Here is a 23,977-nt window from a genome sequence, read left to right on the forward strand (position 1 = left end):
TTTTGTGAAGATGACGAACAAGCTATTTAAATATACCAGCATAGCCTTAGTAGCAGGCGCAATGATTTTCTCCGGCTGTAAAAAACTGGACGAAATGAATCGCGACCCCACCAAACCCACCACCACGCAGCCGCAATACCTGCTTACCGGTGCCCAGAAAACCGCTATGGATATCCTTTACAGCGGTCTCCAAAACGGATACATCGCTATGGAGTATGCGCAGTTCTGGACAGGAAATTCCCGCACCAACGATGCGCAGTTCCAACTGGATGAAGGTAATAACGCGGCCTTATGGAATACGTTGTATAGTCAGTCGCTCCACAACCTGGACGACCTGATCAAACAAAATAATTCCAAAACCGATAAAACAGGCGTACCTAACCAAAACGCCATTGCCAGTATTATGAAAGCCTGGCTCTTCCAGATACTGGCTGATACTTATGGTAACGTTCCATATTCCGCGGCCTTCAACGTAACCACGGATATCACACCGGCATACGATGACGCACAAACGATTTATAAATCACTGGTTGATTCACTGGAACAACAGGTGGCTATTCTCGACGAATCACAAAGCAGCTTTACTTCCGGCGATATCATCTACAAAGGAGAAGTAGGACTGTGGAAAAAACTGGGACACTCCCTGTTGCTGCGTATCGCTATTCGTATGGCTGATGCCAATCCGCAACTGGCACAGCAAATCATCGAAAAGCACTATAAGGATGCGTTTACCGGCAACATCGATAACGCACAGTTTGCCTACCAAAACACTGCACCAAATAAATTTCCGTACAACGACTCGGAAAGAGAGATCAGTGAGTTCTTCGTAACATCCACTTTAACGGATTATATGAAGAGCGTAAACGATCCGCGACTGAATATTTTTGCACGTCCTTCCAGGAACTCAGATACCATCAAAGGTATGCCGTACGGCACTTCCAGCTCTGATCCGGGACGCTTAACGCCAAATGAATATTCCTTCCCGGGCACCCAGGTCTACAGCGCTACCATGCCTGGTATACTGATGACGTATTCAGAAGTGGAATTCATCCTGGCAGAAGCGGCGGCAAGAGGCTGGAATGTAGGCGATGCTAAAACGCACTACGAAAACGGAGTGAAAGCATCCATCGACTACTGGCGCTCACTCACTAAAGCTGATATCAGCGATGCTGCTATTAACGACTACCTCACCCGCGTACCTTACAATGCTGCCGACTGGCGCAATGTTATCGGCACACAGAAATGGTTGTCATTATACCCGCAAGGGTTCCAGGCATGGTTTGAACGTACCAGACTGCATTTCGCTAAACCAGGCGGCGCAGCATTGTTCATCAAACCAGTATCCGGCTCTGTTGATCCAAGCGTAACCATGGTGCCTTTCCGCCTTACCTACCTGGTGTCTGAAACTACCCAGAACGCGGAAAACTACACTAAAGCTGCCGAGGCTATCGGTGGTGATAAAAAAGGAACACAACTCTGGTATAATAAATACTAAACAACTAATAACTAACACAACTACAATCAACGGCGCCCGGACGCAGCTTTCAGCTGCCCCGGGCGTTTCTCTTTCTTACCATTTATCTACTCCTGCTTTTCTGAAAGGCCGCTATGATTTATCTTTAACCCAACCTATATTCATTAGACGCCATGATTAGAAAAATTGCGTGCCTGCTGATGGTGGCATTTTTATGCCATACCGCCACCGCACAGGACATGACACATGCTTATCAGAACTGGTATACGTATTTTGGTACCGCTAAGCTCAACAGTAAATTTGCCATTCCTTTTGATGTACAGCTTCGCCTGCGCAACGGTTTCAGCGATAAAGGACAGCTCCTCATCCGCGGGGGATTACAGTACTCCCTGAACAAACAGCACCATATCCTGCTGGGATATGCCTACGTACCTACCTATAATGGTACCGCCGACTCCTGGCTACCGGAACACCGCATCTTCCAGCAATACATTTATAAAGCTAAAAAGCTGGACATGACGCACCGCTTCCGCCTGGAACAACGCTGGGTAGGGCAGCCCAATGCCGCCGCACCCTTCAAACCCGTTGACGACTGGAAATATGGCAACAGAACCAGGTACTTTAACCGTACCGTCCTGCCTTTCAAAAAAAAGCCAGCAACCCCTTATGTGGCACTCCAGGAAGAAATTTTCCTGAACCTCTGGGGTAATGAGATCAATAATATCTTCTTCGATCAAAACCGTTTCCTGGCAGCTATCGGCTACCAGTTTAAACCCGATCTGCGGGTAGATATCGGTTATATGAACCAGCTGGTACAGGTGAACTCAGGTGCAAAAACCATGAATCACATCCTGCACTTCGCAGTTTTCCACAATTTTAAACTCTAACCCAGCATTCTTGGGCCGACTGCCCAAAACATCAAAAAGGGGAATTGCTGCAAGCGATTCCCCTTTTTGTCTTACCCAATAAAACACCATCCTTTGCTGCTTACCTGCTTTGCTGCTTTGCGAGCAAAAAAGTCCGCACCAGATGCCGAAGGCACCTACACCAATTCTTACCAGCTAATGCCGCAGACCTTAGGGATAAGCTGGCAGCCCTCCGCGCGCAGCGCGGAACTCCCCCAAATGATGCCGAAGGCAACATCCCAATAAAATAATACGCAGGAAAAAAACACCGGCCGAAAGAACTCCGGCCTACGGAAAACTACTCAATCTTCTCTTTCAGTAACCTGACACATCCCTCATACTGCTCTGCAGTATTAAAAGCACTCGCAGGAATCAGGAAGAACGTTTTCTTATCACGATAGAGGTAAATAAACTTTTTGGTGTCCACCACTTTGGAAAATTTATTCCAGCTGATGGCCCGTTCATGGTAGGAGGAGCCGGTAGAAATGAACATCCCGTCGTCACCAAATTTGAGGCGGATGTCGTCTTTGAAAGTGGCGGCCCTGTTATATATGGATACCGGCAGCAAATACCAGAAAATCCAGGTGAGCACCAGGATCATGATGGTAATGCCTGTTAAGGCACCGATGGTAACTAAGCTAAAGAAATAGCCGGCGAAAGTTGCCAGCAGGAAGATGATAATGGTGTTGCGAAACACCTTGATTTCGCCACGATGCATAAAATGATACCGTAATGCACTCAACACCTCGCCCTTATTGTAATTAAATTCTACATGCATTACCGAATGCCACCAGGTTTATCTGTTAACTGAAATAGATAATGGGTTATCCATATCATCACGTACAGTAACTGCTTCTTTTTTACGTGAACGCTTCACATTGCTGAGATCATCCTCGCTGAAGCCAGGAAAATTCTTTTTTACAAAGAGAAAATATTGCTGCAGCACCTTTGGATCCACTTTAAATGGAAACAGTAGTTCTTTACCGCTCGACTTCAAAAAGTCGCCGGCATTTACTTTACTTTCATTCTGAAGGTACCATTTGTACAGATCCACAATCGCTTTTTCCAACTCGGCTTCATCTACCCGCTCTGGAGCATCAGCCCTGGGAAACAATAAAACAAATTCTTCTACGCGGAGTGGTTTGTTATTGTTGACGGTCTTAGAGTTATTGCGGTTATCGTTGTTATCACCACCGTTTTTATCTCCATTGTTGCCTCCGTCTCTAATCCCAGTGTTGGCATTTGCTGATGCGGCTGCGGCCAAAATTACCAACAGCATAAACAACAGCTTCTTCATAAGGCGCAAAATTTACGGACTTAAAAATACAATTTATTTTGGGATTTAGTTATGTTAAAAATTTTTCGGGAAAATTGGGTAAAAAGTCGGAATAATGGAGATTTTCATATAAAAACAAAAGCAATGGGCGAACCATTGCTTTCGAGAGTCATTTACAGTGCGTGAAGATTCACGCGGTGTAGGAATATTTGGTTTTTCATAGGACAGTAACCATAATAAAAATTAATACAATAACAAATATATAAAAATTATATCATGACGATGCGGTCCCGCCAAATATTGACGAAAAAGAAATAAAAGCCCCTGATTTTTCGATTTAGCGAAAAAATGCCCTGTTTTTAGAATAAAAATGAAAACCCAGTCGTCCGTACAGGATAACCAGCGAAAGTGAAGTGAAAATAGGAGTGGGGTAATTCCCCAAAAACTAGTGTTCTATAAAAAAATAAAAGGGCGCCTAGAAAAGCGCCCTCAATTTGTTACTATCCTATGAAAACCCTATTTGAATACAAAGGTAAGTGCATGTTATTTTTCTTTGAAATTTTAAAGGCACAATAACATATCATTAACAAGAGTTGCAACATTGAATCAGCTACAACCCATACTGTTACCGCAATTCAGGCACTTATAACAGGTTCCCGACCGCACAGTAATATGACCGCAGGTATTGCACGCCGGCGCATCACTCTGCATACTCCGCAGGTAATCTTGCGTACTATTTTCACCTTTGTGTACCGCTGTCACAGCCTGCTTTACAGGCTTTTGGGGAGATGCCGGCTGCGCCACAGCCGCAGTCACCCGTATACTCGATAGTTGCGGCGCTGCAGCTGGTAAATCATCCCCCTCATCATCCCCCGTATTTTCCGGGCCATCCAGCACATGCACCAGATCCGTCCTGCCCAGATATTCATATCCTAAAACACGGAATATATAATCAATTAAAGATGTTGCTGATTTGATATTCGGATGGTCTACCATACCCGCCGGCTCGAAACGCGTAAACACAAACTTGTCCACAAACTCCTCCAGCGGCACACCATATTGTAACCCGATGGAAACCGCTATGGCAAAGCAGTTCATCAAACTACGCAACGTAGAACCCTCCTTCGCCAGATCCACAAAAATCTCACCCAGTGTACCATCATTGTACTCCCCGGTACGCACAAAGATCGTTTGCCCGCCCACATTCGCCTTTTGCGTAAACCCACTTCGCTTGGTAGGCAATGTTTTACGCTCCACAATCCGGGACAACTGACGTTTTAGGGTGGTATCCTTACTAGCTATCATTCGCTTATTTACCTCCTCCAGCAACTCATCAATGCTCAGCTGCTCCAGGTTGATCAGCTGCGATGCCTCCGCCACCGGCGCATCCGCCTTCTTTCTCTTATCACTCTTATTGCTCAGCGGCTGACTCAACTTACTACCATCCCTGTACAACGCGCAGGCTTTCAGCCCCAGCTCCCAACTCAGCATATAGGAGTCCGCAATCTCCGCTACCTCCGCCTCATGCGGCAAATTGATGGTTTTGGAAATAGCCCCCGATATAAATGGCTGCGCCGCCGCCATCATGCGGATATGCCCATGCGGATGTATATATCTCTGCCCGATTTTCCCACATTTATTCGCACAATCAAACACCGGTAAATGCTCCGCTTTCAGATACGGCGCACCTTCCACCGTCATCGTACCACATACATAATCATTGGCCGCTTCTATCTCCTCGTCCGTAAAGCCCAGCGCATGGAGCAAACTAAACTCCAGGTTAAAATACTCTTCCGGCTTATATCCTAACCGCTGCAAACACTCTTCTCCCAATGTATGCACATTAAATACAAAGGATATATCGAAAGATGAAATAACCGCGTTATCCAGCTTCTTCAGTTCCTCGGCTATAAACCCTTTCTCAGAGAGCGTTTGATGATTAATGTATGGCGCACCGGCAAAGGAACCGGTACCTTTCGCATAATCCACAATCGCCCTGATTTCGCCAGGGGCATACCCCAGGTGCTCCAGCGCTGAAGGAATAGATTGATTGATGATCTTGAAATACCCCCCGCCGGACAGCTTCTTGAATTTTACAAGTGCAAAATCAGGCTCCACACCGGTAGTATCACAATCCATCACCAATCCTATCGTACCAGTGGGTGCAATAACGGTAGCCTGCGCATTGCGATACCCATATATCTCTCCTAATTTTACTGCTTCATCCCAGGCCTTGGTAGCCGCTTTCAGCAGGTAGTCCGGACAAAATACCGCGTCAATCCCCTTAGGTCTTATCTCCAACCCTTCATATGCTTCCGCTGCATCGTACGCCGCCGCACGGTGGTTACGCATCACACGCAGCATATCGGCCCGGTTCTCCTCATACTTCGCAAAGGAACCCAGATGCGCCGCCATCTCCGCAGATGTTTTGTAGGCAATACCCGTCATAATCGCGGTAATAGCACCGGCAATACCGCGGGCCTCCTCACTGTCATATGCAATACCACTCACCATCAACATAGAACCCAGGTTGGCATATCCCAGGCCCAGCGTACGATAGTCGTAACTCAACTGCGCCACCTCTTTTGACGGGAACTGCGCCATCAGCACAGATATTTCCAATACCACCGTCCATAATCGCACCGTATACTCAAAGCCGCCAACATCAAATAAATTACTGCCCTCATCATAAAAACGGCGCAGGTTCACCGATGCAAGATTACAGGCGGTATTATCCAGGAACATATATTCAGAACAAGGGTTGGACGCATTGATACGGCCACCCTGCGGACAAGTATGCCATTCGTTAATAGTAGTGTCGTATTGCGTACCAGGATCGGCACAACGCCATGCAGCATAGGCTATCTGATCCCAAAGCTCCCGCGCCTTTACCGACTTCACCGTTTTTCCGGACGTCCGGCCAATCAGATCCCAGTCAGCATCTTCCTCCAGTCGCCTGAAAAAGTTATTAGGAATTCTAACCGAATTATTTGAATTCTGACCGGAAACCGTTCTGTATGCCTCTCCTTCATAATCGGAAGAATAGCCGGCAGCAATCAACGCACCTACTTTCTTCTCTTCCTCCACCTTCCAGTTAATGAAGTCCATGATCTCCGGATGGTCCAGATCCAGACATACCATTTTGGCCGCACGGCGGGTAGTACCGCCCGACTTAATCGCCCCGGCAGCACGATCGCCTATTTTCAGAAAACTCATTAAACCACTGCTGGTACCGCCACCACTAAGCTTTTCACCCTCTCCCCGGATCTGTGAAAAATTGGTGCCTACACCAGAACCATATTTAAAAATTCTGGCTTCCCGCATCCACAAATCCATGATACCTCCATCATTTACCAGGTCGTCGGATACGCTGAGAATGAAGCAGGCATGGGGCTGAGGCCGTTCATAGGCTGAGGTGGACTGCTCCAGTTTTCCAGTATTCTGCTCCACATAATAGTGGCCCTGCGGCTTACCTTTAATCCCGTAACTCTCGTGTAAACCGGTATTAAACCATTGTGGTGAGTTAGGTACGCAACCCTGATTTAGCATACAATACACCAGTTCATCATAAAATACCTGGGCATCCCGGGGAGAGGCAAAGTATCCGTACTTTTCACCCCATACACGCCAGCAGTTGGCCATCCGGTGTACTACCTGCTTTACAGATGTTTCCCTGCCAAGACTCCCATCGGCCTGCGGCACCCCCGCCTTCCTGAAATATTTCTGGGCAAGAATATCCGTGGCTATCTGCGACCACCCGGCCGGAACCTCCACATTATTCATTTCAAATACAATATCACCACCGGGGTTCCTGATAACAGAAGACCGAAAGTCATATTCAAACTGCTCATAAGGGCTCTTCCCCGCCTTGGTAAACTGACGTGTAAACTCAAGACCGGCTTCTCTGTTTGCTGGATTTTTCATGCTGGTACATTTCTTAGGATTATACAATACTTGGTTACTGCGTGTGGGCTTTACTAAATTAATTTTTTAATTGCGGAGGACAACGCATTTATTTTGCACAACTTGTGGATAATTCAACAAACTCTTTCGGGGGCTAACTTGTTATTTAAGACCATACTTTCTGTCGGTTTTCCGGCTTAAAATTTGCCGTAAAAAACGCATTAGGAATATGTTACTTATATGCATGTATTTATCAAGCTATTCATGAATAAAAAATGAATGTCATGCATATTTATTTATCAATGTAGGTTATTAATAAAAAAATTATACATTTGCGACAACCGGAACAATGCGCTATTGATGTACAATAAAATATACAATTCGTTCATCGAAAGAAAGGCTAAGAAGGAAAAAGCATTTGCGGTTCTTGTGGATCCTGACAAAGTAACACCTGAAGGGATCATTGAACTGGCCGCTAAGTGCACCGCTGCTAAAGTAGACTACATCTTCCTTGGCGGCAGCCTTGTTATTACCGATCATTTGGATGAATGTGTTCAACAACTTAAAGCCAGTTGCGATATCCCGGTTGTACTATTCCCGGGAAGCCCGTCACAGGTATCACGCTACGCTGATGCACTGTTGTACCTATCCATGATCTCAGGCAGAAACCCTGAATTATTGATCGGTCAGCACGTAGTATCCGCTGCTGCCGTTAAAAAAAGTGGCCTGGAAGTCATCTCTACCGGTTACATGGTAATCGACGGAGGCGCCCCTACAACAGTGTCCTACATCAGCAACGCTACACCCATTCCTTCTGATAAGGCAGATATTGCCATGTGTACCGCCATGGCCGGCGAAATGCTCGGCATGAAGGTAATATATATGGACGCTGGCAGCGGTGCCCGCATCCCTATTTCGGAAAGCATGATAAGCAGGGTAGCCAGCCAGGTAAGCGCGCCCATCATTGTGGGTGGCGGTATCAGAGATGCTGAAAAAGCCTATCTGAACTGTAAAGCCGGCGCCGATATCATCGTGGTTGGTAACGCGATCGAAAACGATCTCTCCCTGATTAAGGAACTCGCAGATGCTGTTCACTCCGTAACAGCTCCCGTTAAAGCATAATATTAAGATCTGATCTAAAACGCAAATCGAAAAGGGCTACGTAACACGTAGCCCTTTCCCGTTTACGCTATGTTGCCTTGGCTCACCCCATGCTTCCTATTACATAACCACCAGGAACGGTATGGAACGCACGATTCAACATGTTCCAGGAATTAATAGTCACAATCGCCAGCGTGATGTCGGCAATCTGTGCTTTATCAAAGTATTTCGCCAGGTTGTTGAACGTTTCATCAGAAACATTCATGGCCGTCGCTTCCTCCGTATAAGCCAATACAGCACGCTCTTCTGCTGTGTAGTACGGACACTCCCTCCAGGCGCTCAGTGAGTATAAACGCTGCTCTTTCTCCCCCAAATGAATAGCATCTTTCCAATGCATATCCAAACAAAATGCACAGTCATTGATCTGTGATGCACGGAACTTAATCAATTCCCCCAGGATCGGATCAAGCACTGATTTTTTTACATACATACCGGTTTTGAACAGTCCGTCCAGAGCACCCTTATTAAGATCTTCAAATTTGATTCTTGCTTCCATGATGTTTAAATTTTTATAGTTAATGTGTTTAAATCGTTGTACACATATAAGACAAGCTTCAAAATCTAAACGTGACAGAAAGTAGGAATTAATTTGAATAATTTTTAATATAATATATAAAGAGATATATTTCAATTACTGGCAGGTGTCAAGTCCCTGCATCACCGTCGCTTCACCACGGCGCCTCCGCTCCGCTACGCCCGGACGCGTAAAACCATATCCCCCCTTCGCATCAGCACACATAACAAGGGCCGCCGGGAAACCGGCAGCCCTAATATTTTTGTTAGCAACTTTACAAGCACGGCCCATGCCGTCTTATTTACAACACACTTTGAATTGGATCAGAGACTCATCATCTCTTTAAATTTCACCGCCTGTCTGCGGCTTACCTCAATTTTTTCACCTCCGCGCATCTCCAGTAATAAGCCCCCATTGAAATAGGTGTCTATTTTTTCGATCATGCGCAGATTTACAATATGCTTACGGTTGGCACGGAAAAACACGCGCTCATCCAGGCGCTCTTCCAGCGCGTTAAGCGACTTTAAAATCAAAGGCTTGTTCGTCTCAAAATACACCCTGGCGTAGTTGCCTACACTCTCAAACAGGCGGATTTCCTGCAGCTTTACAAACCAGCAACGGTCCCCGTCTTTAACAAACACCTGATCGCTCTCCGACAACATCGTCCGAACAGCGCCGGTAGCAGCCATACGCTCCTTCTCATCCTGCTGATGCAGCTTATGAATAGCATCCGCAAGGCGCTTAGGCTCCACCGGCTTCAGCAGGTAGTCCAGCGCATTGTACTCAAACGCTTTCAAAGCATACTCATCATAGGCAGTAGTGAAAATAACCTGTGGCGTCTTCTCCAGCTCTGCAAGCAACTCAAACCCGGTTTTATCCGGCATCTGAATGTCCAGAAACAGCAGGTCAGGATGCAAAGTCTCAATCTTCTCGATGCCATCCTTCGCATTCACAGCTTCCCCTACCACAACAATCTCCGGATGGTCAGCAAGCAGCTTTTTTAACTCACTCCTGGCCAGGCGTTCATCATCAATTATCAATGCTTTTTTCATTGGCAATATGAAGTTTGGTTGATGAATAATTTTGTTAATATAAATATGCCGTAACCGGATACCTCCCGTTACAGCGGTTTATTACTTGTTTCCTTATAAAATAGGCATCAGCACCTTCGCTTCCACCAGATCGGCACTCTTATTCCGGATCTCGAATGAAGCACGGTTCCCGAATAGCAAACTCAGTCGCTGACGGGTACTTTCCAGCCCAAAACCATGCCCGTTTTTGGTTTTCCCCACAAACTGACCGGTATTCTCAATCATGATTTCATGCTGCAAACCCTTCAGTTTTGAGCTGATATATACATGCCCGCCACTGATTTCTTTCGAAATCCCGTGTTTTATGGCATTTTCCACCAAAGTTTGCAACATCATGGGCGGTACCTGCAACCCCAATGTATCAGGATCAATATCATATGTTACCCGCAAACGCTCCTCAAAACGGATAGTTTCCAGCGCCAGGTAGTCTTTTACAATATTCAGCTCCTTTTCCATACTCACTGTTTCCGACTTCTCCGCCGCCATAGAGCTGCGAAGAATGTTAGACAACTCCGTTATCGCTGTCCTGGCACGCTGCGGATTCTCATCCACCAACGCCCGGATACTGTTTAGCGCGTTAAAAATAAAATGCGGATTCAGCTGCGCCTTGATCGTTTTCAACTCCAGCTCCTTTACCGTTGCCTGCAAAGTCAACTGGTCCATCTTTGCCATCCGCGACTTTTCCACAATATGATACAGGAAATAAATCCCCCACCAGGGCGTCAATATCAGGTAAAAAGTCATTAACCCACCCAAAATATCCGTCACCTCATCCGTTAACACATATAGCACCATCAGGTAGTACACCGCATACATCAGCGTTCCTGAGCCTATCCACATCACGAAAAAGACCAATAACTGCTTTTCCAGTGGGTAAGACTGCCAGTCCAACCTCCGCACCAGTAACCGGAATACATGCGTGGCCAGGATTCCCGCCAGCATAATGGTAAATAAACGCTGAAAATAAATGTCTGTATTCTTGCCCTGAGAAGCGTAAGTATTTATCAGAAAATACGCTAACCACCCCAGGATCTGGCACAACCAATATTTCGAAATATGCTTAAACATTTATATAAGTTAGTGTACTTCCCGTATGTTCAAATATAACTTTCGGGTATCCAGCGTAAAACCTAATTGTTACCAGTGGCCCGTAGGCTGGTTAACTGGTTTGGAACTCGGCAATAAAGGCCGATGCGGCAGTTTCACCTAAGTTCCGTAAATTTATGAAACTATCAGCTTGTCAACAAACCGTCAACCAGAACCGCTTTTTTACGTATTTTTGTTCTTTAATAAAAACCCTGAGCCATTATTATGAATATTACGGCTGGTCAACTGTTGAGCCAAATACAGAATCCTGCTGATCTTAAAAAATTAAGCAAGGAACAGCTTCACCAGGTTTGTGAAGAACTGCGTCAATACATAATTGACGTTGTAAGTGTGCATGGTGGCCACTTTGCCGCCAGCCTGGGAGTGGTGGAACTGACAGTGGCATTGCATTACGTTTTTAATACGCCTTACGATCAACTGGTATGGGACGTAGGTCACCAGGCCTACGGACATAAAATCCTTACCGGAAGAAGAGATGTATTCCCTACCAACAGGAAATACAAAGGCATCAGCGGTTTTCCTAAAAGAGACGAAAGCGAATACGATACTTTCGGTGTAGGACACTCCTCCACCTCCATTTCCGCAGCACTCGGTATGGCCATGGCCTCCCACTACAAAGGGGAGTTCGACCGCCAGCACATCGCCGTAATCGGCGATGGCGCCATGACTGCCGGAATGGCCTTCGAAGCACTCAACCACGCCGGCGTTGCCAACGCAAACGTGCTGATTATCCTCAACGATAACTGCATGTCTATCGACCCTAACGTAGGCGCACTCAAAGAATACCTGACCGATATCACCACTTCTCCTACCTATAACAAGCTCCGCGACGACGTATGGAACCTGTTAGGCAAACTGCCGGTAGGAAAGAACTTCACCCGCGATATGGCCTCCAAACTGGAAGCCAGCCTCAAAGGCGTGGTATCCAAGTCCAGCAACCTGTTCGAATCTTTCGGCATGCGCTATTTTGGTCCTATCGATGGCCATAATATCACCAAACTCGCCGATACCCTCCAGGACCTGAAAGATATTCCCGGCCCTAAACTGCTGCACATCGTTACCACAAAAGGTAAAGGATACGCCCTCGCTGAAAAGGACCAAACCACCTGGCACGCTCCAGGCCTCTTTGATAAAATTACCGGCGAAATCTTCAGGAAAGTTCCTGAACGACCTCAGCCACCAAAATACCAGGACGTTTTTGGCCATACCATCATCGAACTGGCTGAGAAAAACGATAAAATACTCGGTATCACCCCAGCCATGCCTTCCGGCTCCTCCCTCAAATTCATGATGGAAAAAATGCCGGAACGTGCCTTCGACGTAGGTATCTGCGAACAACACGCCGTTACCCTCTCCGCCGGCATGGCTACCCAGGGTATGCGCGTGTTCTGTACCATCTACTCCTCCTTCTTCCAACGCGCCTTTGATCAGGCCGTGCACGACGTGTGCATCCAGAAACTACCGGTGATCTTCTGTCTCGACAGAGCCGGGTTGGTGGGAGAAGACGGTCCTACCCACCATGGTGTGTACGATATCGCCTATATGCGCGGTATCCCTAACGTAATTATCAGCGCCCCCATGAACGAGGAAGAACTCCGCAACCTGATGTACAGCGCCCAATTAGCGGACAATAATATGCCATACGTCATCCGCTACCCACGCGGCCAGGGCGTAATGCCTGAATGGCGCACGCCGTTCAAAGCCATCAAACCTGGTACCGGTCGCAAACTGCGCGATGGGAAAGATATCGCTATCCTCTCCCTCGGCCACCCCGGAAACTTCGCTACCGAAGCTATCCGCGAACTGCTGGCAGATGGATTGCAACCTGCACACTACGACATGCGCTTCGTGAAACCACTCGACGAAGAAATGCTCCACGAAGTGTTTACCAATTACGATAAAGTAATCACCATAGAAGACGGTACCATCACCGGCGGTTTTGGCAGTGCCATACTCGAATTCATGGCCCGCCACAACTACAAAGCCGAACTGCGCATGCTCGGTGTACCCGACAAAATCATCGAACACGGCAAACCAGATGAACTCTTCCGTGAATGCGGATACGATGCCGCAGGCATCGCCAGGGCCGTTCGCGAAATGATGAAAAATAAAATTACAGTGACGGCCTGAAAGCCCGCCCAGCATATTTTTTAAGACCGGAGTTACAGGCCCTGCCTGTAACTCTTTTTTTACCCGGCAAACCCATGTATCTCCAACTACGCATCACCGCCATCACCAGGGAAACAGCAGATACCCGCTCCTACACACTGGAAAATGTAACCGGAGAAAAAATCGATTACCTCCCCGGACAATTCCTCACCTTCCTCGTAAACCTCCACGGTATCGAACATCGCAGGTCGTACTCCCTCTCCACCACACCAGGGCTGGACACACACCTGGCCGTGACCATTCGGAGAAAAGAAAACGGTGAAATCTCCCGATATATCCTGCAACACTGGCAACCAGGAACCCTTGTAACCGCTCTGGAACCTACCGGCCGGTTCACCCCAGGCCCCGCCAGCACACAGCCCAGGGACATCTTCCTGCTGGCAGCAGGAAGCGGCATTTCACCCGTATACGGCATCATGCGCCATATCCTGCACACTGAACCTACCGCACACCTCAAACTCATCTATAGCAATTCCACCCCGGAAAGAACCATATTCCTCCGGCAAATCCAGGAGCTGGAAAAACAATATCCTGCCCAACTCCACGTCATCTACCTATATAGTAACGACCCGGACGCAAACCATGCCTACCGGCGCCTGAGCAACACCCTGCTGGAAATGCTGGTGAAAGACCAGCTGCGCTACGAACCCGCCAACGCCCAGTTCTTCCTCTGCGGCCCCTTCGACTATATGCGCATGATTATCATGACCCTAACCTTCATAGGCTTTAAAGACGGGCAACTGCATAAAGAGAACTTTGTGGTCAATACCGCCGCCAAAATCGAAAAAACCGGCGTTCCGGAAGATGATACCACCCGCGCGCTGACACTTCGCATAAAAGGAGAGGAGTACCGACTAAACATCCCCGGCAACCAGCCCATCCTTCAATATGCCCTCGAACAAGGCATAGCGCTGCCCTACAGCTGCAAAGGAGGCGTTTGCGGCTCCTGCACCGTACAGTGTAATAAAGGAGAAATCTGGATGTCCGTCAATGAAGTGCTCACCGAAAAAGAGCTGAGCCAGGGCCTGGTGCTCACCTGCACCGGGTATGTTAAAGAGGGCCCTGCGGAATTGGAATTATAAAAATAACTGATAAGATCAGCTGTTTTTTGTGAAAAAATAATGAACTTCAGGAATGCAAAAGGCTTCGCTAAAGATTGTCATAGTGTGCCTGTTGTTAATTGTAGCATGTATCAACGGATACTTCCTGATAGCAGCTCAGTCTGGCACACAAAATATAGCAGTTCATTTTCAATACCTGCTGCTTTGTAATGAATTATTGCTGATAGCTGTCATTACAGCACTAACGGTCATGACTATACGGAAAACTAACCATAGTCTGCAATATGAACGCCTGTTTTTCGATCATCCCATTCCCATGTGGATATACGACAAGAACACACTCCGGTTCCTGTCCGTAAATAATGCCGCCATCAGCAAATATGGCTACAGCAGAAAAGAATTCTACAATCTAACGTTAAAGGATATACGCAATAAAGAGGAAGTGCCGTTCCTCATGCGTAACATTGACGAGCGCTGCAATGGCGTGGAATACCGCGGCATCTGGAAACACCGTAAGAAAAACGGTACGGACTTCTTCGTCGAAATCTACGCCCACTCTGTATCCTATCGCGGCAGAGAAGCACGGTTTATCATGGCCAAAGATGTGGACGACCAGGTAAAAGCAGCACAGCGCGCCTCCGCGGAAGGTGTGCGCTATGAACTGCTGGCACAGGCCACCAATGATGCCGTGTACGACAGAAACCTCGTGACAGGTGTTATCGCCTGGAATCATGGACTTTCCAGCATTTTTCAATATGACAATAATAAGTTCACGGAAGTGTTGCAGTGGTGGAAAAATAACATCCACCCGGAAGATAAACAACTGGTCATAAACTCACTGGAGAATACCCTGCTCGCTAACAAACGGTATTGGGCAGCCGAATACCGCTTCCGCTGCGCCGATGGCAGCTTTAAGTACATTTCAGACCGGGCGCATATTTCCTACGAAGGACATATGGCCGTACGTATGATCGGTATGATGCAGGATATTGATCAACATATCCGACAGGCGCGACAGCTGGAGGAACAAAATAAAACCCTCAAGGAAATTACCTGGATCAACTCCCACGAAATCCGCCGCCCGGTGGTATCTATCCTGAGCATCACCCAGCTGTTCGACAAAGAAAATAAGGATATACAACTCAATGCCCAGCTAATGGAATGGCTGCATCAGTCCACCCTCCAGCTGGATGAGATCATTCATAAAATCGAGCTCAAAGCCCGCCAGATCAATGATGATCCGCCTACGCGTGGCCTGTCATAAAATTATTAAACTCACCCTTTAACTCCCCGTAGAGCTTCTGGAAAGTCTCCATCCGATCTTGTATGGTGGCATAGTTCTCGACCGGACGGTCGTCGTGATGTACCTGCGCAGGGCTATCAGATAAACTTTTTGCGCATTGCTTAATGTCGTGGAACATTTCATCGGCAACTTCCCGTTGCCTTAATAAACGGTTTTCGAAGTGTTCTACGCGGTGCATGATATCCTTAGGCGCCTTACTTAATGCAATCTGTTCCAATCTTTCCCTCATCAGTACTACTTCTTCTCTTACTTCCCGCACTTCTTCCTTCCAGGAATTGATCTGCTCATGCAGCTCAGTTGGTTGCGTGGTTGTACCCATGGTGTATTGATTTAAATGATGACTGAATATTTCTTATCAGTTAAGCATTCGCAATATCCAATTAACAGTTTACACCAGCCTATTGTTACTAAATTTCTATCATCAACTGATAACAGCTAAATACACTATTTTATTGTCAGATTTTCAATCATTGGAGCAAATGCACGGTGCATTTTCATCGCTTCCAGGATACCACCGGCACCGGTACGGCCAGCCTGTAATACATGCGGCATTTCCGCAGTTAGTGCCACCAGTTCATCCTCTGCGCCCCCCACTACCACACCGGCTATACCGGTTTCATACATGGCAAAATCATTCATGGTATCGCCGGCCACCAGCACATCTTCCTCCGGAACACCCAGGTAAGCCAGTAGTTTTTGCAATGTATAGCCCTTATTCACCCCTTTGGGCATGATATCCAGGTAAGTACCGGCAGATAACAGCAGGTCGCAGGATAATTCACTTGTAAGTGCCCTGGCATGAGCTATATCTGTCCCTTCATCATAACGAAAGGTGCATCTGAACTGCTGATGCGATTCTTCATGAATCAGTCCATTTACGACCCCCATTCTTTCCCGCACCTGCTCACCCGGCCATAAAGCGGCAATACCCGACTGTATGGGTTCTACCATCTGCATGGTATCCAGGTGGGTAACCGTAGCACCTACGTCACAAATGATATATTCCGGGCGTGGGAAGGAAGGCGGGGCATCTTCCAGTAATTGCAATACACTGTTTACCCCTCTTCCGGTTACAAATACTAATCGTATGTTATGATTGTCACGAATGATATTGTAAAGTAATGTTCTGTCCGCATCCGTACCTCCTAAAAAGGTACCATCAAGGTCTGTAGCCAGCAGCATAAGTCTGATAAAAAATTATTCTTTAATAAAGGTAGCCAAAATAGCTGAAATGGCTGTTCAGTATGGGTAAAATCAATCCTTACAATAACGTATATCCGATTTGTCAGGATTACTAAAAGTATCTGGCAACACCCATCTTGCTTTATAAATTTTCAATCCTTTTTTCAGGAAGATGCTATTGCCTTTGGCGTCTAGTACCTCGTCCGTCCACCAGGATTCCTTTGGCAATACGCATATAGCCGGAAAGCCCGCGGGGCCTGAAGAAACACTCTTTACATTTTCCTGGATAATGTCTTTTGCAGGCAGGGTCTTCTGCGTTTTCACATCGTAATACCACACATTGGTGAGGTTGCTCAGCCATAATAGTCTTTTGCCGTATACCGGATACAGGTCATGGGCTTCTGTACCGGGCAGTTTTAAGCGCTTTTCCAGCTGTAAATCCGGGGCGTTACAATTGTTGTTGTACGAAAACACGAGCATAGAATCCATGGCAGCGCTGTAGAGCTTTTTGCCGGCAGCGTCCCACACTACATTATGGGCAAAGTGAGCCCATATTTTTTTTGCGTATACCTGCTCCGGAAAATGAGTGGTATCTGTTTTAAAAACGGTAAGAAAATTTCCGGTACTGGAGGCGCTCACTATATTTCCATCAGGCAGTAATTCCGCGGAGTGGGTATTACCACCGGCATAGGCGTAAAAAACAGTTTTCCTGTCAGCAACTCGTATCAGCGCTACACCGCCACCAGAGGCTGCCATGAGCACATACCTGCGATCGTATACCATCTTTGCCTCACTGGGGTTGCTGAACCATTTTACGTCCGCCGGCCGTACATTGGATAATTCAGCTTTCCATTCCCAGATAATATTTCCGGTTTGGGTATCGGCAATAATAATGCGATGCTGTGATTGCTCTGCGGCTACTATACATTTGCTGCACGCGGCAACGGAATCCTTTTTTTCATTGTTCTTAGCTGAGGTGGCCAGTACCGCAAGTAAGCCAGCCAGCAGCAACAGGGTTGTCTGTTTCATGCGACTAAAATAAAAATTCATCGCAGAGAATGAAAATAAAAAGGGCAACCGGTAAACAGTCGCCCCTATTGAATGGGTTAGTATATAGTATCGAGAATATTATTGCAACATAGGTACATCAATTAACAAAAACTCTGCCGCTTTGTTTACTTCGATGTCTAATTGCTTGTATGCTGATACGCCTATCGCATCCCTTTCATGTAATATTTCATCCCCAACTTTTGCTTCTCCGCCAATTAAGAACAGGTAAGATCCTTGCCCCTCCTGCTTTGGAGAGATGCTTACTTTTTCACCGGCATCAAAATTACCTAATGAAAACCAGGCATCCTGGTTCAACCATAAATTATTTGCTGACTGCTCAGGTGATACCACTTCCTGCCATTTATTATGCCGCTGTGCAGGGTCAAATGTCTGCTGATCGTAGCGTGGCTGCACATTCCGATGCTTAGGAAAAACCCATATCTGCAGGAACTTCACGTCTTCCGTTTTCGATGCATTAAACTCTGAATGCACAATACCCGTACCGGCACTCATGACCTGTACATCATTTTTATTAATGGTTTTATCTCTTCCTGTATTGTCTTTATGCGCCAGCGCACCATCCAGTACGATAGACACAATTTCCATATTATCGTGCGGGTGCGCGCCAAAGCCCATTCCACCTTTCACTTCATCATCGTTCAATACGCGCAAGGCGCCGAAATGAATAGATTCAGGATTATAATAGTTAGCGAAGCTGAAGGTATGATGTGATTTAAGCCAGCCGTGATCTGCGAATCCTCTGTCTGCCGCACGATGTATGATCTTTTTCATAATTGCTCCTTTTTTATACAATACAAATGTCGTATATCATGCGACGGTACAGAATGGATAATAGGCTGTAAAGTGTGGACTTTTTGTGAACTAACCGCGAAACGGCTTCTGTCTTCACTCATACCGAAGTCACAATTTTTCAATTACTCCAGGGTGTGGGAGGCCGCACACAGCGGCCCCACACCCACTATCCCATGGCCAAAGGCCATGGGATAGTGGGTGAAAAATGAAAGAGGCTACCACTGGTAGCCTCTTTCAAGAATTATATCACAGTGATGCTTATACCAGGGTAGCATCCATTGTAATTTTAGTATTCAGCAGTTTGGAAATAGGGCAGTTTGCCTCCGCATCTTTTGCGAACTCAGCAAATTTTTCTGCATCCAGTCCAGCCACACTGGCTTTCACTTCGAGGTGACTTTCAACAATTGCACCGTTTTCGAAAGTGATGGTGCATTTAGTATCGATATTACCAGGAGTAAGACCAGCACCAGAAATGATGAAGCTCAGTTTCATGGTGAAGCAGCCGGCGTGAGCAGCTGCAATCAGTTCTTCAGGGTTAGTACCTGCACCATCTTCGAAGCGGCTGCTGAAAGAATATGGTGTGTTATTGAGGGCGCCGGCCTGGGAAGTCAGTGTACCTTTACCTTCTTTACCTGTTCCTTGCCAATTGGCAGATGCAAATCTTTTCATGTTTAGTATTTTACTTTTTTGCGGTGAAAATAGCAGTGTAGGCCGCCAAATTACAAATTAATTCCGGGATTTTACGGAAGCCAAAAAGGGCTTTCATACATAATAATGCATGAAAGCCCTTTTCTGTTCCATTCTGTCGGTTCTTAAATTACTTCTACGAATTCTTCCAGTGGCTTACGTACTTTTTTAGCATGTTGCATCACATCATCGTCTGCTCTGAATCCAACTGCTGCAATAACGGTGGCAGACAGTCCCCTTTCTTTCAGTCCTAATATTTCGTCATATTGAGCAGGGTTGAAACCTTCCATCGGGCAAGCATCAATTCCTTCTGCAGCGGCAGCTACCAGCAGGGTACCCAGGGCCAGGTAGGCCTGTTTACCGGTCCAGGTGGCTGCACCCGCAGCATCCAATCCATTTACAGTACCCTTCATTACGCCACTGAAGCCATCCAGCATAGTGTGGTCGATATTACGGGTAACAGCTATATTTTTCGTATAATCGTCTACGTGTGATTCCTGGAGATCTGCTACACGTGCAAACACAATCAGTTGTGATGCATCGGTAATCTGTGATTGGTTATAGGAGGCGGCTTTCAGCTTTTCGCGTACTGCCGGGTCTTCTACCACAATCATTTTGTATGGCTGCAAGCCATATGCAGACGCTGATAAACGGGTAGCTTCAATCAGGCCATTCAACTGTTCTTTGCTGAGCTTTTTGGATGCGTCAAATTTCTTTACCGCATAACGCCAGGCTAATTTATCTAAGATACTCATCGTTAAAATTTTTTGTGTGCCGTAAGGCAATGAAAAAGCAAATGATGCCGTGGCACCATTTGCTTTAAAGGATTTATGCTTGTTGTTGTTTAACCATTTGTACACTTGCCAGCAATTTCACTTCGTCGCTCAGCATAACGCCGCCGGTTTCAGTAACTGCGTGGAAAGTGAGGCCGAAGTCCTTACGGTTGATTTTACCGCTGAGTTCAAAACCTGCTTTTGTCTGACCCCAGGGATCTACTACTTCACCACCAAACTCTACTTTCAGTTCTACAGGGCGGGTATTGTCGCGGATGGTAAGGTCACCAATCAGTTTGTAATTTTCGTCATCTACTTTTTTCACTTCTTTGGAAACGAATTTCAGTGTAGGATACTTCTCTGCTTCAAAGAAGTCGCCCTGCAGCAGGTGCTGATCACGCTGGGTATTCTGCGTGGTGATGCTGTTTACAGCTGCTTCAAAAGAGATTTGTGCATTGGAGAAATCGTTGCCGTTTGTTTGCATGGTAGCATCAAAAGCGCCGAATTGACCGGTAACGGTAGTGATCATCAGGTGTTTCACTTTAAACTGAACGTCACTGTGAGTAGGATCTATTTTCCAGGTTGTCATATACTATGTATTGAGTGTTATAAATTGTTTTTATTGCTATTATTATTTTTAGGGAGATGTAAGCGCTGCTGTTACAGGAAGCCCATCTTACCGGTATTGTAGTCTTCGATGGCCTGTGCAATTTCTGCTTCGTTATTCATCACAAAAGGACCATATGCGAAGATCGGCTCATCAATTGGCTCACCGCTGAGCAGCAATATGCTGGCGTCTTCCAGGGCGGTGATGGTAATATCAGTACCGTTCTTATCAAAGAAGAGCGTTTCTACTGCACTACCGGCAGTCCCGTCAAACTCCGCTTTCCCTTGCATAATTACCGCCATGGTATTAAAATGAGCAGGGAAGGAAGCCGTTACGGTATCGCCCTTTTTCAATTGCACATCCAGTACGTTTACCGGTGAATAGGTGCTGGCGGCACCTTTCTGACCATTGTATTCACCAGCTATTACGCGGAGGTAACTGTTTGCAGATAACTGCACAACAGGAATTTCCGCTTTGGTAAGATTTTGATAGTGAGGCTGATGGGATTTGTATTCCTTAGGCAGGTTTACCCACAGCTGCGCCATTTCTACCTTTCCGCCGTTTTTGCTGAATGCTGTTTCATGTTTTTCTTCATGCACAATACCATTTGCAGCCGTCATCCACTGTACATCACCGGGGGCCAGTTTACCGTAGCTGCCGGTGGAGTCGCGGTGTTCCAGGGCTCCCTGGTATACCACGGTCACAGTTTCAAACCCTTTGTGCGGATGCTGATCCACACCACGAGGTTTACTGGTAGGAGGGAAGTAGGAAGGAGCACCGTAGTCCATTAATATAAATGGGCTCACCCGGTTGTTTTCATTCCTGGTACCTCCAGGCAGTACGCTGTGTACCCTGAATCCGTCACCTACCATGTGAGGGGCAGGTGCTTTATAAATGTCTGTTACATGTTTTACTGTTTTCATATTGTTGTCCTCCATTAAGACAATACAAAATTACGTGTTGCAACATCTATGTGAAATGGATAAAATTCATTGAGTAATGGACTTTTTTTAAGGGAGGAGGAGGAGGTTTGCGGCAGATTTGGGGTTAAGACGGGGAGAAACCGATACTAAACACAAAAGCCGGGCACCCCCGGCTTTCAAAATATCATTACGAAAGTAAACCCTTACGGCTGCGGGTTCACCGCTCTGGAAGCTTCCTTAAACTCTGACGGACTCTGGTTCGTATATTTTTTAAAGAAACGGCTGAAATAATGCGGGTCTTCAAATCCGAGCTTATAAGCAATTTCTTTAGCTGTGAGGTCAGTAAAATGCAGGTAGCGCTGCGCCTCCAATATCACCCGGTTGCGGATATGCTCCCCGGCTGTGATGCCAGATAGTTGTTTACTGATTTCATTCAGTAAAACCGGCTTTATAAATAATAGATTCGCATAATCCGAAACGTTTTTCAGATCTATGTACTTCTCTTCTATTAAGTTCTTGAATTTCAGGAAGGTAGAGCTGTTATGCGCAGTAGTTTGCTCCGGCGTGGACAACACACTTTCTCCTTTAACGCGCGAAGCCAGTACCAGGAAATAGCGCAACAGCCCGTGCAGGGCAGTGTCGTAATCAGGCTCCTGTAAACTTAACTCCTTCATCATAAGGCCTATTACCGCCTCAAAATCTGTAGATTCCTCACTGCTGAGGGTAATGATGGAACTGAACTGATTATTGAAAAAAAGGCTGGATTTAATGGCAGATACCTGATCCTGATCCCTGAGGCACATAAATGAATCCTGGAAGGCAATCATATAGCCTTCTATCTTCTCGCTGGAGCGTATATTGTGCACCTGACCCGGCGCCAGGAAAAACAGGGTGTTATCCTTTACCTCGTGTATTACCGAATCGATGGTTTGGGTAAGCTTTCCGCTTTTAATCCAATAAATGGTATAGAAATCATGCCGGTGCGGCACTCCTATCTGCTGGAAAAAAGTATTTCCCAACTCACACAAACCTGACACAATAAAGATGGGATTTGTATGTGCATAGTCCGGCAAGGACACAATTTCAATATTACCACGTTTCTCAGCCATCGATTACAACTCCTGCGGGTTCTTCCTCCCTGTCGGAAGGATCTACATATTCAATAATAAAATTATTTCTTCCTTCTCCCACCATAATACCCAGGTGTTTCATCTGCACCAGTTCCAACATACTGAGGAACAGGAAGATAGCATGCACTCTGTCTTTACAGTGATCAAATATTTTTTCGAAAGATAAAGTCCTTTCTGCACGCGCCAGTTCTTCCATATACATCCTGGAGCCTTCCATGGTATAGTCGTACTTGTAAACCACGTGCTGGGGCTTATTATCGCGCTCTTTCATCCGCTGCATCACCTTTTCAAAGGTTTTCGCCAGCTTGAAGAGGGTAAGCGTCTGTACCTCCGTACCTTCACTGGTAGCCTCGCCAATCTCAGCGAGTTCCTTCTGGATATTGCCACGTTTAAGCGCCAGTTGCCTGTCTGCCTCCATTTCAGCCAGTTCCATGGCGGCTTGCTTGTAACGCTTGTATTCCAGGATCTTATCAATCAACTCCAGTCGCGGATCAATCTCGTTGCCCTGCTCATCCAGCTCCTTGCGTGGCAACAACATCTTAGCCTTAATACGCATCAGTGTGGATACAAACAGGATGAACTCACTCGCCAGTTCTATATTGAGCGACTCAATATGGTGAATATAAGCCAGAAAGTCCTGCGTGAGCGTATTGATCGGGATATTATAGATATCCAGTTCGTCACGTTCGATGAAAAACAACAACAAGTCGAACGGTCCTTCGAACTGCGGTAGTACTATCTTGTATGTGGATTGCTCAGCCAATGATAAAGTTTTATTCTTTTGCCGGAGATGCTCCGGTAAACCTCCGGTATATAAGGACGTATGTCCTTACATACCGGAAACAATA

General features: G+C 46.4%; 22 protein-coding genes. 6 read left to right on the forward strand and 16 right to left on the reverse strand.

Features of this window, described 5'->3' with window-relative positions; genetic code table 11:
• Window positions 1-10 precede the first annotated feature (10 nt).
• Together KW844_RS27795 and KW844_RS27800 are read left to right on the forward strand one after the other, a co-directional pair.
• Window positions 11-1,495 (forward strand): SusD/RagB family nutrient-binding outer membrane lipoprotein, encoded by a 1,485-nt coding sequence (locus KW844_RS27795; protein WP_218380041.1) that lies wholly within the window; start codon window positions 11-13, stop codon window positions 1,493-1,495.
• A gap of 152 nt (window positions 1,496-1,647) precedes the next feature.
• Entirely contained in the window at window positions 1,648-2,361 is a 714-nt protein-coding gene (locus tag KW844_RS27800) for a DUF2490 domain-containing protein (RefSeq protein ID WP_218380042.1), read from the forward strand.
• A gap of 316 nt (window positions 2,362-2,677) precedes the next feature.
• On the opposite strand, the gene KW844_RS27805 is transcribed toward KW844_RS27800, so the two are convergent.
• From KW844_RS27805 to KW844_RS27815, 3 genes are all read right to left on the reverse strand, one after another.
• A complete protein-coding gene (locus tag KW844_RS27805) occupies window positions 2,678-3,097 on the reverse strand; it encodes a YcxB family protein (RefSeq protein ID WP_218380043.1) in 420 nt (139 codons plus the stop codon).
• Between the two features lie 78 nt (window positions 3,098-3,175).
• Entirely contained in the window at window positions 3,176-3,676 is a 501-nt protein-coding gene (locus KW844_RS27810; RefSeq protein WP_218380044.1) for a hypothetical protein, read from the reverse strand.
• 585 nt (window positions 3,677-4,261) lie between these two features.
• Complete coding sequence (locus KW844_RS27815; RefSeq protein ID WP_218380045.1) at window positions 4,262-7,579, reverse strand: vitamin B12-dependent ribonucleotide reductase; 3,318 nt, start codon at window positions 7,577-7,579, stop codon at window positions 4,262-4,264.
• Between the two features lie 339 nt (window positions 7,580-7,918).
• Between KW844_RS27815 and KW844_RS27820 the strand changes: the two genes are divergently transcribed.
• Complete coding sequence (locus tag KW844_RS27820; RefSeq protein WP_218380046.1) at window positions 7,919-8,680, forward strand: geranylgeranylglyceryl/heptaprenylglyceryl phosphate synthase; 762 nt, start codon at window positions 7,919-7,921, stop codon at window positions 8,678-8,680.
• An 82-nt stretch (window positions 8,681-8,762) separates the two neighbouring features.
• On the opposite strand, the gene KW844_RS27825 is transcribed toward KW844_RS27820, so the two are convergent.
• The 3 genes from KW844_RS27825 to KW844_RS27835 form a co-directional block, all read right to left on the reverse strand.
• On the reverse strand, window positions 8,763-9,215 hold the full coding sequence (locus KW844_RS27825) for a carboxymuconolactone decarboxylase family protein (RefSeq protein WP_218380047.1): 453 nt from the start codon (window positions 9,213-9,215) through the stop codon (window positions 8,763-8,765).
• Between the two features lie 341 nt (window positions 9,216-9,556).
• The gene (locus KW844_RS27830; RefSeq protein WP_218380048.1) at window positions 9,557-10,285 is read right to left on the reverse strand and encodes a LytTR family DNA-binding domain-containing protein; all 729 of its coding nucleotides are present in this window, start codon (window positions 10,283-10,285) and stop codon (window positions 9,557-9,559) included.
• Window positions 10,286-10,378: 93 nt separating this feature from the next.
• Window positions 10,379-11,266: a sensor histidine kinase gene (locus KW844_RS27835; protein ID WP_255578666.1), complete on the reverse strand. Its 888-nt coding sequence runs from the start codon at window positions 11,264-11,266 to the stop codon at window positions 10,379-10,381.
• A gap of 369 nt (window positions 11,267-11,635) precedes the next feature.
• On the opposite strand from KW844_RS27835, the gene dxs reads away from it, so the two are divergent.
• The 3 genes from dxs (at window position 11,636) to KW844_RS27850 (ending at window position 15,925) form a co-directional block, all read left to right on the forward strand.
• Window positions 11,636-13,561: a 1-deoxy-D-xylulose-5-phosphate synthase gene (gene dxs / locus KW844_RS27840; RefSeq protein ID WP_218380050.1), complete on the forward strand. Its 1,926-nt coding sequence runs from the start codon at window positions 11,636-11,638 to the stop codon at window positions 13,559-13,561.
• A 74-nt stretch (window positions 13,562-13,635) separates the two neighbouring features.
• Window positions 13,636-14,682 (forward strand): ferredoxin--NADP reductase, encoded by a 1,047-nt coding sequence (locus KW844_RS27845; protein WP_218380051.1) that lies wholly within the window; start codon window positions 13,636-13,638, stop codon window positions 14,680-14,682.
• Window positions 14,683-14,734: 52 nt separating this feature from the next.
• A complete protein-coding gene (locus KW844_RS27850) occupies window positions 14,735-15,925 on the forward strand; it encodes a PAS domain-containing protein (RefSeq protein ID WP_218380052.1) in 1,191 nt (396 codons plus the stop codon).
• On the opposite strand, the gene KW844_RS27855 is transcribed toward KW844_RS27850, so the two are convergent.
• The 10 genes from KW844_RS27855 to KW844_RS27900 all read right to left on the reverse strand — a co-directional run bounded on the left by KW844_RS27855 (window position 15,906) and on the right by KW844_RS27900 (window position 23,892).
• A complete protein-coding gene (locus tag KW844_RS27855) occupies window positions 15,906-16,283 on the reverse strand; it encodes a hypothetical protein (protein WP_218380053.1) in 378 nt (125 codons plus the stop codon). The genes KW844_RS27850 and KW844_RS27855 overlap by 20 nt on opposite strands.
• Before the next feature lie 125 nt (window positions 16,284-16,408).
• On the reverse strand, window positions 16,409-17,146 hold the full coding sequence (locus tag KW844_RS27860) for an HAD-IIB family hydrolase (protein ID WP_218380054.1): 738 nt from the start codon (window positions 17,144-17,146) through the stop codon (window positions 16,409-16,411).
• A gap of 72 nt (window positions 17,147-17,218) precedes the next feature.
• Window positions 17,219-18,175, reverse strand: coding sequence for a DUF6528 family protein (locus KW844_RS27865; protein WP_218380055.1), 957 nt, complete (start codon window positions 18,173-18,175; stop codon window positions 17,219-17,221).
• Between the two features lie 99 nt (window positions 18,176-18,274).
• Window positions 18,275-18,988 carry a pirin family protein gene (locus KW844_RS27870; protein WP_218380056.1) on the reverse strand — a complete coding sequence of 238 codons (714 nt, stop codon included), beginning with the start codon at window positions 18,986-18,988 and terminating at the stop codon, window positions 18,275-18,277.
• A gap of 279 nt (window positions 18,989-19,267) precedes the next feature.
• Window positions 19,268-19,678 carry an OsmC family protein gene (locus KW844_RS27875; protein ID WP_073081717.1) on the reverse strand — a complete coding sequence of 137 codons (411 nt, stop codon included), beginning with the start codon at window positions 19,676-19,678 and terminating at the stop codon, window positions 19,268-19,270.
• 143 nt (window positions 19,679-19,821) lie between these two features.
• The gene (locus KW844_RS27880) at window positions 19,822-20,451 is read right to left on the reverse strand and encodes an NAD(P)H-dependent oxidoreductase (RefSeq protein WP_218380057.1); all 630 of its coding nucleotides are present in this window, start codon (window positions 20,449-20,451) and stop codon (window positions 19,822-19,824) included.
• Window positions 20,452-20,524: 73 nt separating this feature from the next.
• Complete coding sequence (locus tag KW844_RS27885; protein WP_218380058.1) at window positions 20,525-21,058, reverse strand: YceI family protein; 534 nt, start codon at window positions 21,056-21,058, stop codon at window positions 20,525-20,527.
• Window positions 21,059-21,129: 71 nt separating this feature from the next.
• A complete protein-coding gene (locus KW844_RS27890; protein ID WP_218380059.1) occupies window positions 21,130-21,999 on the reverse strand; it encodes a pirin family protein in 870 nt (289 codons plus the stop codon).
• Window positions 22,000-22,202: 203 nt separating this feature from the next.
• Complete coding sequence (locus KW844_RS27895; protein ID WP_218380060.1) at window positions 22,203-23,108, reverse strand: helix-turn-helix domain-containing protein; 906 nt, start codon at window positions 23,106-23,108, stop codon at window positions 22,203-22,205.
• Window positions 23,101-23,892, reverse strand: coding sequence for a ScpA family protein (locus tag KW844_RS27900; RefSeq protein WP_218380061.1), 792 nt, complete (start codon window positions 23,890-23,892; stop codon window positions 23,101-23,103). Before KW844_RS27900 ends, KW844_RS27895 begins: the two co-directional genes overlap by 8 nt.
• Window positions 23,893-23,977: the final 85 nt, after the last annotated feature.

It is taken from the genome of Chitinophaga sp. sic0106 (genome assembly GCF_019219075.1).
In the GTDB taxonomy this organism is placed as follows: Bacteria; Bacteroidota; Bacteroidia; order Chitinophagales; family Chitinophagaceae; genus Chitinophaga.

Excerpts from the sequence above, each read along its gene's own strand:
- KW844_RS27835 (WP_255578666.1), bottom strand. The coding sequence starts at position 11,266 with ATGCTGGCGGGAATCCTGGCCACGCATGTATTCCGGTTACTGGTGCGG.
- KW844_RS27850 (WP_218380052.1), top strand. The coding sequence starts at position 14,735 with ATGCAAAAGGCTTCGCTAAAGATTGTCATAGTGTGCCTGTTGTTAATT.
- KW844_RS27895 (WP_218380060.1), bottom strand. The coding sequence starts at position 23,108 with ATGGCTGAGAAACGTGGTAATATTGAAATTGTGTCCTTGCCGGACTAT.
- KW844_RS27800 (WP_218380042.1), top strand. The coding sequence starts at position 1,648 with ATGATTAGAAAAATTGCGTGCCTGCTGATGGTGGCATTTTTATGCCAT.
- KW844_RS27885 (WP_218380058.1), bottom strand. The coding sequence starts at position 21,058 with ATGACAACCTGGAAAATAGATCCTACTCACAGTGACGTTCAGTTTAAA.
- KW844_RS27830 (WP_218380048.1), bottom strand. The coding sequence starts at position 10,285 with ATGAAAAAAGCATTGATAATTGATGATGAACGCCTGGCCAGGAGTGAG.
- dxs (WP_218380050.1), top strand. The coding sequence starts at position 11,636 with ATGAATATTACGGCTGGTCAACTGTTGAGCCAAATACAGAATCCTGCT.
- KW844_RS27880 (WP_218380057.1), bottom strand. The coding sequence starts at position 20,451 with ATGAGTATCTTAGATAAATTAGCCTGGCGTTATGCGGTAAAGAAATTT.
- KW844_RS27855 (WP_218380053.1), bottom strand. The coding sequence starts at position 16,283 with ATGGGTACAACCACGCAACCAACTGAGCTGCATGAGCAGATCAATTCC.
- KW844_RS27875 (WP_073081717.1), bottom strand. The coding sequence starts at position 19,678 with ATGAAAAGATTTGCATCTGCCAATTGGCAAGGAACAGGTAAAGAAGGT.
- KW844_RS27865 (WP_218380055.1), bottom strand. The coding sequence starts at position 18,175 with ATGAAACAGACAACCCTGTTGCTGCTGGCTGGCTTACTTGCGGTACTG.
- KW844_RS27870 (WP_218380056.1), bottom strand. The coding sequence starts at position 18,988 with ATGAAAAAGATCATACATCGTGCGGCAGACAGAGGATTCGCAGATCAC.
- KW844_RS27815 (WP_218380045.1), bottom strand. The coding sequence starts at position 7,579 with ATGAAAAATCCAGCAAACAGAGAAGCCGGTCTTGAGTTTACACGTCAG.
- KW844_RS27890 (WP_218380059.1), bottom strand. The coding sequence starts at position 21,999 with ATGAAAACAGTAAAACATGTAACAGACATTTATAAAGCACCTGCCCCT.
- KW844_RS27825 (WP_218380047.1), bottom strand. The coding sequence starts at position 9,215 with ATGGAAGCAAGAATCAAATTTGAAGATCTTAATAAGGGTGCTCTGGAC.
- KW844_RS27820 (WP_218380046.1), top strand. The coding sequence starts at position 7,919 with ATGTACAATAAAATATACAATTCGTTCATCGAAAGAAAGGCTAAGAAG.
- KW844_RS27810 (WP_218380044.1), bottom strand. The coding sequence starts at position 3,676 with ATGAAGAAGCTGTTGTTTATGCTGTTGGTAATTTTGGCCGCAGCCGCA.
- KW844_RS27805 (WP_218380043.1), bottom strand. The coding sequence starts at position 3,097 with ATGCATCGTGGCGAAATCAAGGTGTTTCGCAACACCATTATCATCTTC.
- KW844_RS27860 (WP_218380054.1), bottom strand. The coding sequence starts at position 17,146 with ATGCTGCTGGCTACAGACCTTGATGGTACCTTTTTAGGAGGTACGGAT.
- KW844_RS27795 (WP_218380041.1), top strand. The coding sequence starts at position 11 with ATGACGAACAAGCTATTTAAATATACCAGCATAGCCTTAGTAGCAGGC.
- KW844_RS27845 (WP_218380051.1), top strand. The coding sequence starts at position 13,636 with ATGTATCTCCAACTACGCATCACCGCCATCACCAGGGAAACAGCAGAT.